At 66.3% G+C, this 17,124-nt stretch carries 20 protein-coding genes; 12 read left to right on the forward strand and 8 right to left on the reverse strand.

Going from position 1 to position 17,124, the window contains the following annotated elements:
- Nucleotides 1-60: 60 nt before the first annotated feature.
- The 3 genes from CE453_RS02745 to CE453_RS02755 form a co-directional block, all read right to left on the reverse strand.
- Nucleotides 61-843 carry a Bax inhibitor-1/YccA family protein gene (locus CE453_RS02745; protein WP_089173196.1) on the reverse strand — a complete coding sequence of 261 codons (783 nt, stop codon included), beginning with the start codon at nucleotides 841-843 and terminating at the stop codon, nucleotides 61-63.
- Between the two features lie 219 nt (nucleotides 844-1,062).
- Nucleotides 1,063-3,651, reverse strand: coding sequence for an ABC transporter permease (locus tag CE453_RS02750; RefSeq protein ID WP_089173197.1), 2,589 nt, complete (start codon nucleotides 3,649-3,651; stop codon nucleotides 1,063-1,065).
- Between the two features lie 2 nt (nucleotides 3,652-3,653).
- Nucleotides 3,654-4,355: an ABC transporter ATP-binding protein gene (locus tag CE453_RS02755; RefSeq protein WP_089173198.1), complete on the reverse strand. Its 702-nt coding sequence runs from the start codon at nucleotides 4,353-4,355 to the stop codon at nucleotides 3,654-3,656.
- A 138-nt stretch (nucleotides 4,356-4,493) separates the two neighbouring features.
- Between CE453_RS02755 and CE453_RS02760 the strand changes: the two genes are divergently transcribed.
- From CE453_RS02760 to CE453_RS02775, 4 genes are all read left to right on the forward strand, one after another.
- On the forward strand, nucleotides 4,494-5,102 hold the full coding sequence (locus CE453_RS02760; protein ID WP_248307922.1) for an arylesterase: 609 nt from the start codon (nucleotides 4,494-4,496) through the stop codon (nucleotides 5,100-5,102).
- A gap of 80 nt (nucleotides 5,103-5,182) precedes the next feature.
- Nucleotides 5,183-6,238, forward strand: coding sequence for an aldo/keto reductase (locus CE453_RS02765; protein WP_089173200.1), 1,056 nt, complete (start codon nucleotides 5,183-5,185; stop codon nucleotides 6,236-6,238).
- A 123-nt stretch (nucleotides 6,239-6,361) separates the two neighbouring features.
- Entirely contained in the window at nucleotides 6,362-6,937 is a 576-nt protein-coding gene (gene thpR / locus CE453_RS02770) for an RNA 2',3'-cyclic phosphodiesterase (protein WP_089177663.1), read from the forward strand.
- Nucleotides 6,934-7,230 carry a 4a-hydroxytetrahydrobiopterin dehydratase gene (locus CE453_RS02775; protein WP_089173201.1) on the forward strand — a complete coding sequence of 99 codons (297 nt, stop codon included), beginning with the start codon at nucleotides 6,934-6,936 and terminating at the stop codon, nucleotides 7,228-7,230. The genes thpR and CE453_RS02775 overlap by 4 nt, the downstream gene beginning before the upstream one ends.
- Here CE453_RS02775 and CE453_RS02780 read toward each other — a convergent pair.
- Nucleotides 7,227-7,910 (reverse strand): RluA family pseudouridine synthase, encoded by a 684-nt coding sequence (locus tag CE453_RS02780; protein WP_248307923.1) that lies wholly within the window; start codon nucleotides 7,908-7,910, stop codon nucleotides 7,227-7,229. The genes CE453_RS02775 and CE453_RS02780 overlap by 4 nt on opposite strands.
- 133 nt (nucleotides 7,911-8,043) lie before the next feature.
- Between CE453_RS02780 and ftsY the strand changes: the two genes are divergently transcribed.
- The 4 genes from ftsY to CE453_RS02800 all read left to right on the forward strand — a co-directional run bounded on the left by ftsY (nucleotide 8,044) and on the right by CE453_RS02800 (nucleotide 11,145).
- Nucleotides 8,044-9,309 (forward strand): signal recognition particle-docking protein FtsY, encoded by a 1,266-nt coding sequence (gene ftsY, locus CE453_RS02785; RefSeq protein ID WP_089177664.1) that lies wholly within the window; start codon nucleotides 8,044-8,046, stop codon nucleotides 9,307-9,309.
- Entirely contained in the window at nucleotides 9,306-9,953 is a 648-nt protein-coding gene (locus tag CE453_RS02790; protein WP_089173203.1) for a septation protein A, read from the forward strand. Before ftsY ends, CE453_RS02790 begins: the two co-directional genes overlap by 4 nt.
- Before the next feature lie 68 nt (nucleotides 9,954-10,021).
- The gene (locus tag CE453_RS02795; protein ID WP_089177665.1) at nucleotides 10,022-10,435 is read left to right on the forward strand and encodes an MbcA/ParS/Xre antitoxin family protein; all 414 of its coding nucleotides are present in this window, start codon (nucleotides 10,022-10,024) and stop codon (nucleotides 10,433-10,435) included.
- Complete coding sequence (locus CE453_RS02800; protein WP_089173204.1) at nucleotides 10,432-11,145, forward strand: RES family NAD+ phosphorylase; 714 nt, start codon at nucleotides 10,432-10,434, stop codon at nucleotides 11,143-11,145. The genes CE453_RS02795 and CE453_RS02800 overlap by 4 nt, the downstream gene beginning before the upstream one ends.
- A 19-nt stretch (nucleotides 11,146-11,164) precedes the next feature.
- Here the strand turns inward: CE453_RS02800 and CE453_RS02805 are convergent, their stop codons facing one another.
- Both CE453_RS02805 and CE453_RS02810 read right to left on the reverse strand, forming a co-directional pair.
- Nucleotides 11,165-11,389, reverse strand: coding sequence for a toxin-antitoxin system YwqK family antitoxin (locus CE453_RS02805; protein ID WP_089173205.1), 225 nt, complete (start codon nucleotides 11,387-11,389; stop codon nucleotides 11,165-11,167).
- Between the two features lie 43 nt (nucleotides 11,390-11,432).
- Nucleotides 11,433-12,218 carry an SDR family NAD(P)-dependent oxidoreductase gene (locus CE453_RS02810; protein ID WP_089173206.1) on the reverse strand — a complete coding sequence of 262 codons (786 nt, stop codon included), beginning with the start codon at nucleotides 12,216-12,218 and terminating at the stop codon, nucleotides 11,433-11,435.
- Between the two features lie 180 nt (nucleotides 12,219-12,398).
- Here CE453_RS02810 and CE453_RS02815 point away from each other — a divergent pair, with 180 nt between their 5' ends.
- The gene (locus CE453_RS02815; protein WP_089173207.1) at nucleotides 12,399-12,773 is read left to right on the forward strand and encodes a YkvA family protein; all 375 of its coding nucleotides are present in this window, start codon (nucleotides 12,399-12,401) and stop codon (nucleotides 12,771-12,773) included.
- A 6-nt stretch (nucleotides 12,774-12,779) separates the two neighbouring features.
- Here the strand turns inward: CE453_RS02815 and CE453_RS02820 are convergent, their stop codons facing one another.
- On the reverse strand, nucleotides 12,780-13,754 hold the full coding sequence (locus CE453_RS02820; RefSeq protein ID WP_089173208.1) for an NADPH:quinone oxidoreductase family protein: 975 nt from the start codon (nucleotides 13,752-13,754) through the stop codon (nucleotides 12,780-12,782).
- A gap of 191 nt (nucleotides 13,755-13,945) precedes the next feature.
- Between CE453_RS02820 and CE453_RS02825 the strand changes: the two genes are divergently transcribed.
- The 3 genes from CE453_RS02825 to CE453_RS02835 all read left to right on the forward strand — a co-directional run bounded on the left by CE453_RS02825 (nucleotide 13,946) and on the right by CE453_RS02835 (nucleotide 16,391).
- Entirely contained in the window at nucleotides 13,946-14,548 is a 603-nt protein-coding gene (locus CE453_RS02825; protein ID WP_248307924.1) for an invasion associated locus B family protein, read from the forward strand.
- 113 nt (nucleotides 14,549-14,661) lie between these two features.
- Entirely contained in the window at nucleotides 14,662-15,891 is a 1,230-nt protein-coding gene (rlmN, locus tag CE453_RS02830) for a dual-specificity RNA methyltransferase RlmN (RefSeq protein ID WP_089173209.1), read from the forward strand.
- Nucleotides 15,892-15,896: 5 nt separating this feature from the next.
- Nucleotides 15,897-16,391 (forward strand): hypothetical protein, encoded by a 495-nt coding sequence (locus CE453_RS02835; RefSeq protein WP_089173210.1) that lies wholly within the window; start codon nucleotides 15,897-15,899, stop codon nucleotides 16,389-16,391.
- Nucleotides 16,392-16,394: 3 nt separating this feature from the next.
- On the opposite strand, the gene CE453_RS02840 is transcribed toward CE453_RS02835, so the two are convergent.
- Complete coding sequence (locus tag CE453_RS02840; protein ID WP_089173211.1) at nucleotides 16,395-17,087, reverse strand: acid phosphatase; 693 nt, start codon at nucleotides 17,085-17,087, stop codon at nucleotides 16,395-16,397.
- Between the last annotated feature and the right edge of the window lie 37 nt (nucleotides 17,088-17,124).

The following is a 17,124-nucleotide window of genomic DNA, read 5'->3' on the forward strand; positions in this document are numbered from 1 at the left end:
AACAAATGCCCCGGCCTTGCGGCCGGGGCATGTCGGCTCCGTCGACGGAGCAGGTTCGTCTTACTCGCGGTTGCCGAGCAAGGAGAGCAGGAACTGGAACATGTTGACGAAGTTCAGGTACAGCGACAAGGCGCCGTTGACCGAGAGCTTCGCGGCCTCCTCGGGGTTGAGGTCCGAGTAGAGGTACATCTGCTTCAGGTTCTGGGTGTCCCAGGCGGTCAGGCCGGCGAAGATCAGCACGCCGAACAGCGAGATGACGAAGCCGAGCCCGCTCGAGGCGAGGAAGATGTTCACCACCGAGGCCAGGATCAGGCCGATCAGACCCATGATCAGGAACGAACCCATGGCCGACAGCGACTTGGTGGTCGTGTAGCCATAGAGGCTCAGGCCACCGAAGGCGGCTGCCGTGATCAGGAACACCTGCACCACCGAGGCGCCGGTATAGCGGATCAGCAGCGTCGACATCGACACGCCCATGACCGCCGCGAAGGCAAAGAACATGGAGCGGGCCGTCGAGGCGGACATCTTCTCGATCCGGAACGAGAAGAAGAAGATGAAGGCCAGCGGCGCGAGCGCGAACACCCACATCAGCGGCGTGCCGTACATCAGCTGGCCGAACGAGGTGAGATAGGTGTTGCCGATACGCGCGACGGCGTTGGCCTGGTCGGTGACGGCCATCTTGTTGACGCCCAGCGCGAACAGCGCCGAGATCGCCAAGCCGATCACCATGTTGTTGTAGACGCCGAGCATGAACGAGCGCAGGCCCTGATCCATCTCGACGGCGCTGGTCTGCTGTGCGCGGCCGGCACCCCAGACTGGAGCATTGCGGTCGAAGTTGCTCATCGAGCGAGTTTCCCCTCACGTAGTTTCGGACGACGGAAGGCGCGCGGGCGCCAGCCATCCTCGCGCACAATCGTCGCGATAAAGGGAATATGAGGCGCTTTTCGCCTTCTTACAAGGGCCGGGCATGATTAAGGGCAGGCGAGCCATAGAAGTTCGGCCGCCGGCTCATGCAGAATTACAGGATTTTAATGTCTATCCTGCCGGCATGGCAGATAGTCATTATAAATTCCTGAGATGAGAAGCCGGCGCTTTCGATAGTATTTTTACCGTACCGACAAGCCCGAACAGGACAGTGACCACGATCGCGGCAGTCGCAGCCAGTAAAGCGCCTGTCGGATCACTGACGAAATCGATGCGCATCACTTGCGTGACGACGCCCCAGCCAGCCGCTGTACCCGCGACAACGCCGAACAGCGCGGCGACGAGACCGATGGCGGCGTATTCAAAGGCGTACGACGAAAGTATGAAGCGGCGAGTCGCCCCGAGGGTTTTCAGGATCATCGCGTCATAGAGCCGCGCCCTCTGCCCGGCGGCCAGGGCGCCGCCCAGGACCAGCAGGCTCGCGGTGATGGCGAGGCCGGAGGCGCCTCGGATCGCGGTGGCGAGCTGCTCGACGATGGTGTTGACCGCCTCCAGCGCGTCCTTGACCCGGACGGCGGTGACCGCAGGGAACTCGGCCGCGAGCCGGCGCATCAGGGCGGGGTCGCTAGCGCCGTCGCCGTTCGGCGCAGCCGTGATGGTGGCGAGGTCGGTATGCGGCGCGCCTGCGAAGGTGTTGGGCGAGAACACCATGACGAAATTGATGCCGAAGGAGCGCCAGTCGATGGTGCGCAGATTGGCGACGCGGGCGGTGACGCTGCGGCCAAGCACGTTGACGGTGAGTCTGTCGCCGATCTTGAGGCCGATGCCGGCGGCGTTCTGCGCATCGAAGGACACGAGCGGCTCGCCCTTGTAGTCGGCCGGCCACCATTCGCCGGCCGAGACCTTCGAGCCCTCGGGAACGGTGGCGGCATAGGTGATGCCGCGGTCGCCATCGAGCACCCAGGCGGATTGTTCGCTCGCCTTGATGTCCTCGGCACGGGTGTCGTTCACCCGGAGGATGCGGCCGCGCATCATCGGCACGCGCTCGACGCTGGCTCCGGGCCGCTCCTGGGCGAGGAAGGCATCGAAGCGAGCGGAATCGCGGCTCGGAATATCGAGGAAGAAGAAGCTCGGCGCCTTGGCCGGCAGGGCGCCGGTGAGCTGGCGCGTCAGGCTGACGTCGATGAAGGCGAGTGCCGAAAGCAGCGCAACGCCGAGGCCGAGCGACAGCACCAGCGAGGGCGTCAGCGCGCCGGGGCGATGGCTGTTGGCGAGCGCCATGCGGAGTGCGGGGCTGCGCGGGCGCGGCAACCGGCGGGCCAGGGCCATCAGCCCGAGCGAGACCCCCCGCAGCAGCAGAAACACGCCGAACATCACGCCGATATAGATCAGCGCGATGCGTCGGTCATAGGCGAAGCCGAGCGCCACGCCGACGAGACCGGCCAGCGCCAGCAGGCAGAGCACGAGATAGATCGCGCGAGGACGGCGGGGATCGGGCTCGACCTGATCGCGGAACAGCGCCGAGACCGGCACGTCATGGGCACGGCCGAGCGGGATGACGGCGAAGACCAGCGCTGTCAGCAGGCCGTAGAGCGCGGCGACGGCAAGTTCGCTCGGAGCCAGCGTCGGCTCGAAGGGCACCGGCAGGATGCTCTGCAGCACGGCGCCGAGCGCGAACGGCGCGGCCGCGCCGAGGACGAGACCGATCGCCGTGCCGAGGCTTGCGACCAGCATGACCTCGGTCAGGTGGATCGCGACGACGCGGCCGCCGGTGGCACCGACCGCCTTCATGGTGGCGAAGTCGAGCTTCTTGGCGTCGACGAAGCGGCGCACGGCATTGGCGACGCCGACACCGCCGACCAGCAAAGCGGTGAGGCCGACCAGAGTCAGGAACTGGGTGAAGCGTTCGAGATTGCGCTGGAAGCTCGGCGCTGCATTGGCACGGGAGCGGATCTCCCAGCCGGCGTCGTGCTGCTGTGTCCCGATATCTGCGATCAGCTTGTCGAGATCGGCGTCGCTCGATGCGACCTCGGGGAGCTGGAGGCGGTAGGTCCAGCGGATCAGGCTGCCGGGCTGGATCAGGCCGGTTGCACGCAGGGCGTCCTGCGAGATCAGCAGGCGTGGCCCGAAGCCGACGCCCGCGGCAATCTTGTCGGGTTCGGAGACGAGGTTGGCGCGAAGCTGGATCCTGGCGCTGCCGACCGTGACGGTATCGCCCGGCTTGAGGTCGAGACGGCCGAGCAGGATCGGGTCGGCGACCGCGCCGTAGGCTCCGTCACGCTGCTCGAGCAGGCTGGCGATCGGCTGTTGCGGGTCGGTCTCGACCGCGCCGATGCTGGGATAGTTGCTATCGACCGCCTTGATTTCGACGAGGGCGGCACCCTTCTCGCCGGCGCTGGCCATGGCACGCATGGTGGCAATGGTCGAGACCGTGCCGCGCGCCGTCAGAAAGGCAAGCTCCGGCGGCGTCGCCTCGCGCTGGATCAAGCTGAAGGAGGCGTCACCGCCGAGGATTCGCCTGCCCTCCCGCGCCAGTCCCTCGGTGAGGCCACGCGAGGCGGAGGCGACGGCGGCGATGGTCATGACGCCCAGCGCAAGGCAGGCGATGAAGACACCGAAGCCGCGCAGGCCGGCGCGCAAATCACGCAGGGCCAGCCTGAGCGCGATACCGAAGCCGAAAGCAGGGCGGGTGGACGGGCCGTCGAGCGGCTTGACCGGAGCGTGCATCGTCAGATCGCCGCCATCGCGTCTTCCGTTTCGATCACGCCGGAACGCAGACGGACCGTGGTGTCGCAGAGCGCGGCGAGCGCGAGGTCGTGGGTGACCAGCACAAGGGTGGCGCCGCGCTCGCGCTTCAGCGCGAAGATCAGGTCGACGATCGAGCGGCCGGTCGTCTCGTCGAGATTGCCGGTCGGTTCATCGGCAACGAGGATCGCGGGATCGGGCGCGACGGCGCGCGCGATGGCGACGCGCTGCTGCTCGCCTCCCGAAAGCTGGGCCGGATAGTGATCCATGCGATGGCCAAGCCCGACATTGCGGAGCTCGGTCTCGGCGCGGGCGAAGGCCGCGGGATTGCCGGCCAGTTCGAGCGGCAGCGCCACGTTCTCGCGTGCCGTCATCGTGGGCACGAGGTGGAAGGACTGGAAGACGATGCCGATGCGCCGCCCGCGGAACACGGCGAGCTCGTCCTCGTCGAGCTTGCCGAGATCCTGCCCGGCGACTTTCACAAGGCCGGAATCGGGGCGCTCCAACCCCGCCATCGTCATCAGCAGGGTCGACTTGCCGGAGCCGGAGGAGCCGACGAGCCCCGAGGCCTCGCCATCGGCCAGCGACACCGAGACACCTTTCAGGATATGGACGCGGGCAGGTCCACGCCCCAAACTTAAGTGCACATCCTGCAACTCGATCGCCGGGGCGGCCTTCTCGCTCATCACGCCATGATCCTGACTTCGCACTCCATCCCCGTCCCAGCCGGGACCTTGCGCCGATATGGGCGTGGTTCCGGACTTGTCCAATCTTTTGCAGCGATTTTCGCGCTGATAGCCCTTGCCCTGATGGTGGCCGCTCCGATGGCTCTCGCCCAGACCGCAATCCCGTCGGTTCCGGCCGGAAAGACGCTGAAGCTCGTGGCCTTCGGCGATTCGCTCTCCGCCGGCTACAACCTGCCGGGGAGCGCCGCCTTCCCTGCCGTTCTGGAGCAGGCCCTGCGGCAAAATCACATCGCTGTCGAAATCGTGAATGCCGGCGTATCCGGCGACACCACGCAAGGCGGGCTCGAACGGCTCGATTGGTCGGTGCCGGACGGGACCGATGGCGTCATCCTTGAGCTTGGCGCGAACGATGCTCTGCGTGGCGTCGATCCAAGCCAGACTCGCCAGGCGCTGGAAGCGATGATCACGCGGTTCAAGGAGCGCAAGATCCCGGTGATGCTGGCCGGCATGTTCGCGCCGCGCAATCTCGGCACGGATTATGCGAAGCGCTTCGATGTGATCTATCCGGAGCTTGCCGAAAAGCATGGTCTGGTGCTTTACCCCTTCTTCCTGGAGGGTATCGCGGGTGACCGCGCGCTGAACCAGGCGGATGGGCTCCACCCCACGGCCGATGGCGTCAAGGTCATCGTCCGCAACATCCTGCCGACGGTCGAGCGCTTCATCGCGACGCTACCCGCCAAATCCTGATCCGTCTCCGGTTACCCGCAGGACGAATCCCAAGCCTTTCCCATGCCGCCCGCCGGCACCGCTTCCGGAGTTGCTGTCCCATGGAATATCGCCGTCTCGGGCGCACCGATCTCAAGGTCTCGGTGATCTGCCTCGGAACCATGACCTGGGGCGAGCAGAACACGGAGGCCGAGGGCCATGCCCAGATGGATTATGCCATCGAGCAGGGCGTGAATTTCTTCGACACGGCAGAACTCTATTCGATTCCGCCGAAGCCGGAGACTCAGGGTTCGACCGAGCGGATCGTCGGGAGCTGGTTCAAGGCGCGCAAGAACCGCGACAAGATCATCCTGGCCTCGAAGGTCTGCGGGCGCGGTGGCAACACCTGGTTCCGCGACGACCAGAGCCCGACCCGCCTCACCCGCAAGCAGATCATGGAAGCGGTCGACAAGAGCCTCGGGCGCCTGCAAACCGACTATATTGACCTCTATCAGATCCATTTCCCCGAGCGTCCGATGCCCTGGGGCTCCAACCCGACGCGGTTTTCGCACGCGGCCTATGAGAAGCCGGCCGACGAAACCTCGATTCCAGAGCAGCTCGACGCCTTCGCCGAGTTGGTGAAAGCCGGCAAGATCCGCCATCTCGGCCTCTCGAACGAGAGCGCCTGGGGCGCGATGCGCTTCATCGGCGATTCGGAGGCTCGCGGAACCCCGCGAGTCCAGTCGATCCAGAACGCCTACAACCTCCTGAACCGCACCTTCGAGACGGCGCTGGCCGAGGTCGCGATCCGCGAGGATGTCGGGCTGCTCGCCTATTCGCCGCTCGCGCAGGGTTATCTGACCGGCAAGTATCTCGACGGGGCGCGGCCTGCGGGAGCGCGCACGACGCTGTTCAACCGCGGCCAGCGCTATGAGGGTGCGGGTACCGAAGACGCGATCAAGCGCTACATGACGATTGCGCACGAAGCCGGGCTCGACCCGGCGCAAATGGCGCTCGCCTTCGTCAATTCGCGCGATTTCGTCACCGCCAACATCATTGGCGCGACCTCGATGGAGCAGCTCAAGACCGACATCGCTTCGATCGACGTGAAGCTGACGCCGGAGATCGAGGCGAAAATTGACGCAGTCCACCAGCTCGTCGGCAATCCCTGCCCTTGACCGTGCCCGCGACCGACGATGCCCGGCGCATGCCGGGCATCGTGCGGTTGAAAAGCGGTTCCCTTGAGCCGGCTTCGCGCCTACCGTCTCGCCAGAGTCACAATCGCTTGGCAGGAATCGATCATGCCGAGGCTGTTCATCGCTCTGGAAATCCCCGCCGATGTCGCATCCGAGCTGACGCTGCATCGCGGCGGCGTGTCGGGCGCTCGCTGGATCGACCCGCCCGACTACCACGTCACGCTGCGTTTTCTCGGCGATGTCGATCGGCGCATGGCGAACGATGTCGACCACATGCTGTCGGATATCGGCGCATATCCCTTCGAGGTGACGCTCGATGCGCTTGGCTCCTTCGGTGGGGACAAGCCGCGCGCGCTCTTTGCCCGCGTGGCGCCGTCCAAGGCCCTGACCGAGTTGCAGGCCGACATCGAACGGCAGATGCGCCGGATCGGCCTGCCGGCGGAGGGGCGCAAATTCGTGCCGCATGTCACGTTGGCGCGGCTGCGCGACACGACTCCCGTCGAGCTTGCGCATTTCCTCAGCCTGCATCCGATCGTGCGGCCGATCACCTTCACTGCACGCCGGGTCGCGCTGATGTCGTCGCGTGATTCGATCGGTGGCGGCCCCTATGTTCTGGAGGCTGCCTATCCGCTCGGCCCGTCCTATCCCAATCGCCTGCCGAGGGAGGTTCAGCGGCGATGACGAGACCCAAGCGGCTGAGCCCCGAGGCTCAGGCGGAAGCTCTGGCAACTCTGACCGGCTGGAAGCTCGCACAAGGTCGCGAGGCGATCAGCAAGCGCTTCGTGTTCCGTGATTTCAGCGAGGCTTTCGGCTGGATGACGCGGGTGGCGCTGTTGGCTGAGGCAGCGAATCACCATCCGGAATGGTCCAATGTCTACCGGACGGTGGACGTGACGCTCGCGACCCATGATGCCGGCGGCCTCACGGAACTGGATGTGAAGCTGGCGCGGGCCATCGACGCGCTTGCGAGCTAGCCACTCCAGCCGCAAGCTTTGAGCGCTGCCAGCATATGCGGCGGCGGCGGCGACTCGACATGGATCGGCTCGCGGTTGCGATAGAGCGGCACGGTGATCGCGCGGGCATGAAGCTGGAGACCGGGCCCGCCATCGCGCGGGGCATCGCCATAGATCTCGTCGCCGAGCATCGGCCAGCCGGATGCCTGGCAGTGAACCCGCAACTGATGGGTGCGGCCGGTCAGCGGCTCCATGGCGAGCCAGGCGAGCGGCCCATCCTCGCCTTGCCCGCGGCCCAGTACGCGATAGCGCGTCTGCGAGGGCAGGCCGGCCGGGTCGACCTTCATCCACCAGCCGCGGTCGGGCGAGCGCCGCGCCAAGGGCAGGTCGATCAATCCCTCGTCCTGCGCGGGTCTGCCTTGCACGATCGCCCAATAGGTCTTGTCGATGCGCCCGTCACGAAACATCTGGTTGAGTTCGGCCATGGCGCGAGGATGGCGACCGAGCACGAGGCAGCCGGAGGTGTCCTTGTCGAGGCGATGCGCCAGTTCCGGCCGGCGCGGCAGGCCGAAACGCAGCGCGTCGAGATAATCGGTCAGGACAGGTACTTCGCGCCGCTTGGCCTGCGGGCCGCGATGGACGGGCAAGCCTGCGGGCTTGTCGATGACGAGCATCATGGCGTCGCGATAGAGCAGCGGCATCGGCAGATCGGCGTCGATTTGCCCCGGCGCTAGCGAATTTTCTGGTCGGTCGGGCCTTGCCATGGCATTGCGCTAGCGAAGCCGGGCCGGCGGCGCAACCCGAGACAGCCGCCGAACCGAAGACAGGATGGCGATGAGCGAGACCGAACCGAAGAAACGCGGCTTCTTTTCGAGGCTGTTCGGACGTGACGAGGAAGCGGCCAAGCCGGCACAGACCCCTGAGGCGGTTGTCGAACAGGCGCCGGAGCCTGTCGAAGAGCTGAAACCGGAAGGCGAGGAGGGCGTCGCTCCACCGGCCGCCAAGCCAGAAGCTCCCGTCGTCGGGACGCCGGCCCCGGAGCCGCTTGCGCTGCCCGCTTCAGTCGAAAGCGCCCCGCTCCCTGTGGAGCCGGAACCGGAACCCGAGGTTGCCGTCGCTCCGCAGCCCGAGCCTGCTGTCATTCCAGAACCTGCTCCCGCGCCCGTACAGCCGAAGCGGAGCTGGTGGCGCCGGCTGACGGAGGGGCTGTCGCGCACCTCCTCGGCGCTGACGACCGGCATCACCGACCTCTTCACCAAGCGCAAGCTCGATGCCGGCACGCTCGAAGACCTGGAAGACATCCTGATCCAGGCCGATCTAGGCCTGGCCACCTCGGCGCGGATCGCCAAGGCGGTCGGCGAGGGCCGCTACGACAAGCAGATCGATCCATCGGAGGTGAAGGCGATCCTGGCGCGCGAGGTCGAGACGATCCTGACGCCCGTCGCCCATCCGCTGGCGATCGATGCCACGAAAAAGCCGTTCGTGGTCCTGATGGTCGGTGTCAATGGCTCCGGCAAGACCACGACGATCGGCAAGCTCGCGGCGAAGTTCCGCGCCGAGGGCAAGTCGGTGATGCTGGCGGCCGGCGATACCTTCCGTGCCGCGGCCATAGAGCAGCTGCGCGTCTGGGGTGAGCGCACCGGCGCCGAGGTCGTTTTCGGCCAGCAGGGCGCGGATGCGGCGGGCCTTGCTTTCGAAGCATTGCAGAAGGCCAAGGCCAATGGCACCGACGTGCTGCTCGTCGACACGGCCGGACGGCTGCAGAACAAGCAGGGGCTGATGGACGAGCTTGCCAAGGTCGTGCGCGTCATTCGCAAGCAGGATGCGAGCGCTCCGCATGCGGCGCTGCTCGTGCTCGATGCCACCGTCGGACAGAACGCGATCAGCCAGGTCGAGGCCTTCCGCGAAACGGCGGGCGTGACCGGGCTTGTCATGACCAAGCTCGACGGTACGGCGCGCGGCGGCATTCTGGTGGCGCTGGCGGCGCAATTCGGCCTGCCGGTGCATTTCATCGGCGTCGGCGAGGGCGTCGAGGATCTGGAGCCATTCTCGGCGCGCGACTTTGCCCGCGCCGTGGCCGGGTTGGGAGAAGTGGCGTGAGCGACGGCGCAAGCGAGACGACGCAGCAGGCTCCAGTCGAGGCAGCGAAGGGCAAGGCCGTCAGCCCCTTGCTCAAGCTCGCCCTGGAATTCGGGCCGCTCGCGATCTTCTTCTTCGCGAACTCCTACGGCGACCGGCTCTTTCATGTCGCCGAGGACCGGCGCATCTTTGTCGCCACCGGCATCTTCATCGTCGCCTCGCTGGTGGCGCTGGCCTTGTCGCGGGTCCTGATGGGCTATCTGCCGCGCATGGCGATCGTGAACGCCATCGTCGTCACGGTCTTCGGCGGACTGACGCTGGCGCTGGACGACGCGTTCTTCATCAAGGTCAAGCCGACCATCGTGAACACGCTGTTCGGCTGCGTCCTGCTCGGCGGGCTGTTCTTCGGGAGATCGCTGCTCTCCTTGGTGCTGGAGACGGTGCTGCAGCTCGACGAGGAGGGCTGGCGCAAGCTGACCTTCCGCTGGGGCCTGTTCTTCTTCGTGCTGGCGGCGCTGAACGAGGTGGTCTGGCGCACCCAGACCCAGGATTTCTGGGTCGCCTTCAAAGTCTGGGGCGTGATGCCGCTGACCATGCTGTTCGCATTGGCGCAGACACCCCTGATCCTGAAGCACGAGATCAAGCCGGCCAAGATCGAAGAATAGCGGCGAGAAGCTCCCTCTTGCCATTTGGCAAAATTATCTCCATTTTATGCCAAATGGAGAGCAATGCTATGAGCGCTCTGCTGCGCATCGAGACGGCCCAGCGTGATTTCGTTCCCGATCCGATCAGCGATGACGAGGCGGCTGCGATGTTTCGCGCCGCCGTCAACCTGTTCCGGCTCTGGCGGATCACCGACGAGGAAGCGGCGGTGCTGATCGACCTGCCGGCACGGACCTATGCGCGCTGGAAGGCCGGCGGCGTGGGGCGGATCTCGCGCGACGGCAAGGCCCGGCTCTCGAACCTGATGGGCATCCACAAGGCGCTGCGCCTGATCTTCACCGAGCCGCAGCGCGGCTATGACTGGATCAAGTGCCCCAACAGGGAATTCGGCGGCAAATCGGCGCTCGACATCATGCTGGGTGGCGAGCTGACCGACCTGATGCGGGTGCGACGCCTGCTTGATGCCGAGCGGGGCGCCTGGTGACCGATCCGGCGAGCCTGCCGATCACGCGCATCGCGTGGCGCGGGGCGGTCCGGATCATCCGCAGCATCTTCCCGCCGATCGACCTGTTCGAGGACATCGCCGACCCGGCCGACTGGCCGCTGCTGATAGCGGCCGAACAGAAGACCAATCCGCGCCTGATGGAAACGATCGGCAATCTCGATCTCGTTCCGCCCGAAAGACGTGTCTCTGGGGTGGGCGCGAGCTGGCTGATGGCGCCGTTCACCCATGTCAGCGTCGATCGGCCGAGTCGCTTCAGCGATGGCAGCTTCGGCGTGCTCTATATCGGCGATCGGTTCGATGTCGCGCTGCTGGAGACGGTGCATCACCATGCCCGCTTCATGCTGGCGACGGCGCAGCCGCCGGGGTGGACATCGCAATTCCGCGAGATCGTGCTCGATATCGAGGCCGAGCTGCATGATCTGCGCGGGTTGGGCGACGAGGCGGCAGAGCTGCTCGATCCGGTCGATTATGCGGAGAGCCAGCGGCTGGGCGAGAAACTCCGCGCGGCGGATTCGGAGGGCGTGGTCTACCCGAGCGTGCGCTGCCCGGGCGGAGAGTGCGCGGGGCTCTTCTATCCCGATCTTGCGAGCCATCCGGTGCAGGGCCGACATCTCGACTATCACTGGAACGGCGAACGGGTGGACCTCTACCGGGATCGCAGTGCCGGAGAAGTCTACCGCATCGTGTGACGGCCTTGGCGTGAATGCGTCAATCGCCCGGCTGGCGCATCTGCGTCACCTTGTAGATGCGTCCCGCTGCATCATAGGTGGTCCATTCGCCAACCTGCTCGCCCCTCTCGAAATGGCCGGAGCGCAGCTTGGTTCCGTCCTTGCGGAACCACTCCCAGTAGCCGGTGGGCAGGTCGTCCAGGGTCTGGCCGCGCGCCCACAGGCTGCCATCCTTGTGGCGCTTCTCGAAGGGAATCGGCGTCACGATCGCCTCCCGGCAAAGACCTCCGCCAATGCGGAGGTATCCGCTATTTCGGCGCCAGCCGGATCGCGCCGTCGAGGCGGATTGAGGTGCCATTCAGCATGTCGTTCTCGATGATGCCGCGAGCGAGCGCGGCGTACTCCTCGGGCTTGCCGAGGCGCGACGGGTGCGGCACCGAAACGGCGAGCGAGGCCTTGGCCTCCTCGGGCAGGCCGGCGAACATCGGCGTCTCGAACAGGCCGGGCATGATGGTGACGATACGGATGCCGAGCTGGGCCAGATCGCGCGCGATCGGCAGCGTCATGCCGGCGACGCCAGCCTTGGAGGCCGCATAGGCCGCCTGGCCGATCTGGCCGTCCTCGGCCGCGACCGACGCCGTGCAGATGATGACGCCGCGGCCGCCATCGGCCGTGATCGGGTCCAGCCCGGCCAGTGCCGCAGCCGATTTGGCGATGATGCGAAAGGTGCCGACGAGGTTGATCGCAACGGCCTTCTCGAAGGTCGCGGTGTCGTGGGCGATCAATTCGCCCGTGTCGCGCTTCTTTGAGACGACGCGGCGACCGGGGGCGATACCCGCGCAGTTGACGATGATGCGGGCGATGCCATGGGCGGCCCGGGCCTTGGCCAGCGCTTCATCGACGGAGGCCTCGCTGGTGACGTCGCAGGCGCAGAACACGCCACCGATGTCCCTGGCGATCGCCTCGCCGCGCTCGGCGTTGAGGTCGAGCAGCGCGACCTTGACGCCCTGGCTCGCCAGCATGCGTGCAGTCGCCTCGCCGAGGCCGGATGCGCCGCCTGTGACGATGGCGGCAAGGGAGGAATCGAGTTTCATGGCGCGTTTCCCTGACGTCCTGATTGTCGATCCGGTTTAGAGGGCGCGCGCCGCCGCTCCAAGCGGGTTTTCAGGCAGGCCCCTTGTGCAGGATTGCGGCGGGGCCATCTTTCGACATGGCGCGCCCGGACGAGGCGCGGGATCATTCGCGTCGTCGGACGCGAAAGGAATGAGACAGGAATGAGCCAGGGGTTCAGCGCCCGCTTCAGCCGCGAGGAGATGGAGGCGATCCGCAAGAGCCTGCGCGACGAGGCGAAGTTCGGGACCGATTTCATGGCCCGGCTCAAGCGCGTCGCGAAGCGTATTCCCTTTGCCGAGGATCTGCTGGCGGCGTGGTTCTGCGCGCGTGATCCAGCGACGCCACGGCGCGTCCGGCTGACGCTGCTCGCAGCGCTCGGCTATTTCGTGCTGCCGATGGATGCAATCCCGGACATCATGCCGCTGATTGGCTTCACCGACGACGCGGCGGTGATCGCAGCCGCCATCGCCGCGGTGGCGGGTTCGATCAAGCCCGAGCATCGCGAGCGCGCAAAAACGGCGCTGTCCGATCTCTGAGGCTATTCAGAAGGTCAGCACGACCTTGCCTTTGGCTTGGCGGTTGCCGATCAGTGCATAGGCTTCCGTCCAGCGCTCGACAGGGATCGCAGCGTGGACATGGGCGCGGATATGCCCACTGGCCGCCCACTCCAGCAGGCGCTCCATGTTGCGGCGGTGCGCGGCCGGTTCGCGGGCGACGAACTCGCCCCAGAATACCCCGCGCATGTCGCAGCCCTTCAGCAGCAGCAGATTGAGCGGGATCCTCGGAATGGTGCCGCCGGCGAAGCCGACAACGAGGTAACGCCCCTCCCAGGCCATGGAGCGCAGGGCCGGTTCGGCGAGCTCGCCGCCGACCGTATCGTAGAGCACGTCGACGCCGCGCCCCTCCGTGATGCGCTTCAGCGCAGCACGGATGTCATCGGTTCCATAGTTGGTCTCCTCCTGGGCCCCATGCTCGCGGGCGAGTGCGAGCTTGTCCGGCGAGGAGGCGCAGGCAATGACGTGAGCGCCGAGCAAGGCGCCGATCTCGACAGCGGCAAGCCCCGCGCCGCCCGAAGCGCCGAGGATCGCGAGCGTTTCTCCCGCCTTCAGCCCGGCGCGTTGGATCAGCCCGTGCATGGCCGTGCCGTAGGTGACGAAAAGGCCGGCGGCCTGCGCATCTGAAAGCTTCTCCGGGATCCGGACCAGTGCTTCGGCCGGGACCGCGACCTTTTCACGCGCGGCGCCGAAGCCGAGCCAGGCTGCGACGCGCTCGCCCACCTGCCAGCCGGCGACGCCCTCGCCGACGGCGGCGATGGTGCCGGCGCATTCGGCCGAGGGCGAGAAGGGTAGGGCTGGCTTGGTCTGGTAGCGATTCTCGATGATCAGCGTGTCGAAAAAGTTCAGCGCCGCGGCACTGACGGCGACGACGACCTCACCCGGGCCGGGCACAGGTTCCGGCAGGTCCCGGATGACCAGTTCCTCGGCTGGGCCGTGATGTTCGCAGAGAAGGGCTTTCATCGCTTTTCCGTCGCCGCTTTCCCGAAGGGGAGATCGTGCCATCACGTGCTTGCCGACGTAACAGCCTGGTGCCCCAAGCTCATTCGCATTTTTGCCAGGATCGTGACACTCTATGCCGCCGCCCCGCGCGGTCCACTCCCTGAACGGGTGGTAAACGCGGTATTAAGATTTTTAGTGACTGATGGCGGTCCATGATCAGCTCCTTCTTCTCCCTTCGCGACGCCGCTTTTTTCCGCTTCGCAGCTGCGCTCGGCCTGACGGCCGGGTTGCTGGGCCTGGTGACGTTGCCGGCGCAGGCCGCACCGGCCAAGCCGAAGCCCGCTGCGGCGGCTCCGGCTGCCAGCTCCGGCCAGGGGCAGGCCATGCTCCTGGAGACGGCCGGCAAGTGGCAGGCCTTCTCCTCGCAGCAAGGCCGCTCGAAGGTCTGCTATGCGCTTTCCAAGGCCGAAAGCCGTTCGCCAGCCAATCTCAAGGATGTCGAGGGGCTGCTCTTCGTCTCCAACCGTCCGGGCGAAGGCGTGCGCAACGAGATCAGCTTCGTCATGAACTTCGACGTCAAGGAAGGCGTCGAGCATCAGGCGATCATCGGCAATGACCGCTTCGCCCTGGTGGCGAAGGGCAAGAACATGTGGCTGAAGAACCCCGCCGAAGAGCCGCGCATGCTCGATTCGCTGCGCCGCGGCTCCGGCCTTGAGATCAAGGCCACCTCCAAGCGCGGCAACGCGACCAGCGACAAATATTCGCTCTCGGGCATGACACAGGCCGTGAAGCGGGCCGAGGACGCCTGCAAGTAGGGCGGCGCGCCGCCGCAAGCCTGCCGACAGCGGTGGGATTTCCGGTTTTGTCGCGATTGTGCTAGGAAGCCGGCGAAAGCCGCCCTTCCAATGCCGGCGACGACAGAGCTCCGATGACCGTGCCCGTTTCCGAAATGGCCGCCCCCGCGGCCGATATCGCTTTGCGGCGCCCCTCCCTAGTCGGGCGCACCCGCGCCGGCATGGCCGAGGCGCTGGCCGAGATCGGGGTTCCCGAGAAGGAGCGGCGCATGCGCGTCGGCCAGCTCTGGAACTGGGTCTACCATTACGGTGTGCGCGATTTCGACGCGATGACCACCATCGGCAAGGGCCTGAGAGCTCAGCTCGCCGAGCGTTTTTCGCTCGACCTGCCCGAGGTCACGGCTGAGCAAGTCTCGACCGACGGCACGCGCAAATGGCTGCTCCGGATGCCGCCAGCCGGCCCGCGCGACCGCGGCGCCGAGATCGAATGCGTCTACATCCCCGAGGTCGATCGCGGCACGCTCTGCGTCTCCAGCCAGGTCGGCTGCACCTTGACCTGCACCTTCTGTCACACCGGTACGCAGCGCCTGGTGCGCAACCTCAAGACCGAGGAGATCGTCGCGCAACTGATGGTCGCGCGCGAACGGCTTGGCGATTTCCCGAACCGTAAGGCGCCGGACGGCGCTTTCGTTCCCAATGATGGCGGACGCTTCGTCTCAAATATCGTCTTCATGGGGATGGGCGAGCCGCTCTACAATTTCGATGGCGTGCGCGACGCCATCGACGTGATCTCCGACGACCAGGGCCTCTCGCTCGGGCGGCGGCGCATCACCGTCTCGACCTCCGGCGTGGTGCCGCAGATTGGCCCGCTCGGCGACGAGATGGGCACGATGCTGGCGATCTCGCTGCATGCGGTGCGCGACGATCTGCGCAACGAGCTGGTACCGCTCAACAAGAAATATCCGATCAAGGACCTGCTCGAGGCTTGCCGGAACTATCCCGGCCTGTCGAACGCGAAACGCATCACCTTCGAGTACGTCATGCTGAAGGGCGTGAACGACTCGGATGCCGAGGCGCGCGAGCTGGTGCGGCTCCTCAAGGGCATCCCGGCGAAGATCAACCTGATCCCGTTCAATCCCTGGCCCGGCACGAAATACGAATGCTCTGACTGGGAGCGGATCGAACGCTTCTCCGAGATCGTTTTCCGCGCCGGATACGCCTCGCCGGTGCGAACTCCGCGCGGGCGCGACATCCTCGCCGCCTGTGGGCAGCTCAAGAGCGAGACGGAAAAGCTTTCCGCCCGAGCCCGGCTGCTGCTGGAGCAGGAAGAGGCCGGGGCAACCCCGGCCGTGGCGGCGGAGTAGCCCGTTTGGCACTGCGCTGGCTGCTGCTCGTTCCCTTCGCCTGCCTCGTCGCCATGGGTGCGGGGCTGTTCTTTCTGACCGCCGCCAGCGTCGCCTCGCCGGCGGTGGCGCTGCTGATCGGGGGCGGCATCGAGCGCCTGCTCGATATCGTCTTCGGGCTGGCCGAGAGCGGTGTCGATCCGACGCCCGCCGCCCAGGCGGCCTTCTCGCTGATCGGACGGCTTGGATTCGCGATCATCGTGGCGCCGGTCGTGCTGGTCGCGGTCGGCTCGGAACTGTTCCGGTTGCGCAGCGGGCTCTTCCAGAGCGGGTTGACGGGTCTGCTCGCGGCTCTTCTGCCGCTCGCGATGCTGCGGCTGGCGCGCGCGCCGAGCTCGGCCGAACTGCAGATCATCTCCGGGCTGTTCCTGGTCGGCGCGGCGACAGGGTTCGTCTACTGGCTGATCGCGGGGCGCGGGGCCGGCGGCGACAAACGCCCGGCCGACCCCGTTACGCGCTGATCTTCAGAGGCCGAGCACCTTGCGGAGTTCTGCCTTGGCGGCGGCGAACTCGGTCTGGAAATCCTGTTGTTCCATGATCCGTGCGGCGATGACCGAGCCGGCGATGCGGCCGGCTTCGATGTCCGAGCGGTAATGGATGCCGCCGATAATGCGGTTCTCACCGTAGAACCAGGCGCGATCCATGATCGCGGCGCGCTTCTCCGGCACCATGTTCGACAGCACGATGCCCATCAACGTGCCGACCGTGGTGTGGCCGGAAGGGTAGGCGCCGGAGTTGGACATCTTCACCGCCGGCTTGACCAGGGGGCTGAGCTGGTGTGGGCGCGGGCGCTTCCACGAATCCTTGGCCGGGTCGACGACGGCGCCCTCTGTCGCGACGATGCGGTCGAAGAAGGACGAGAAGACCGGCAAGGCTTCCGGTTTGAAGGCCGGGCCCATTACATCGGCGAAGCGCCAGACATTCTCCTCGGCATCGGCCTTTGCCTTGGCTTCCATCTCCGAGGTGCGGGTGACCTGGAGCGTCAGTACCTCGCCGAGCTCGGCCTTGGTCTGTGCCGAATCATCGGCCGGCGGCGGCTTGAGGAAAGCCTGGAGGTCGACGGATTTGGCGGTGGTGAACGGCGCAGCGTCCTCGGCTTGAGCGGGCGAGAAGGCGAGCGTGACGGCAGTCAGAAGAGCGAGGGCAAGATGGCGCATGGTTGCGGTTCCCGGTTGGCCGGGGAGGGACGCGCCC

This window comes from Bosea sp. AS-1 (assembly GCF_002220095.1).
In the GTDB taxonomy this organism is placed as follows: domain Bacteria; phylum Pseudomonadota; class Alphaproteobacteria; order Rhizobiales; family Beijerinckiaceae; genus Allobosea.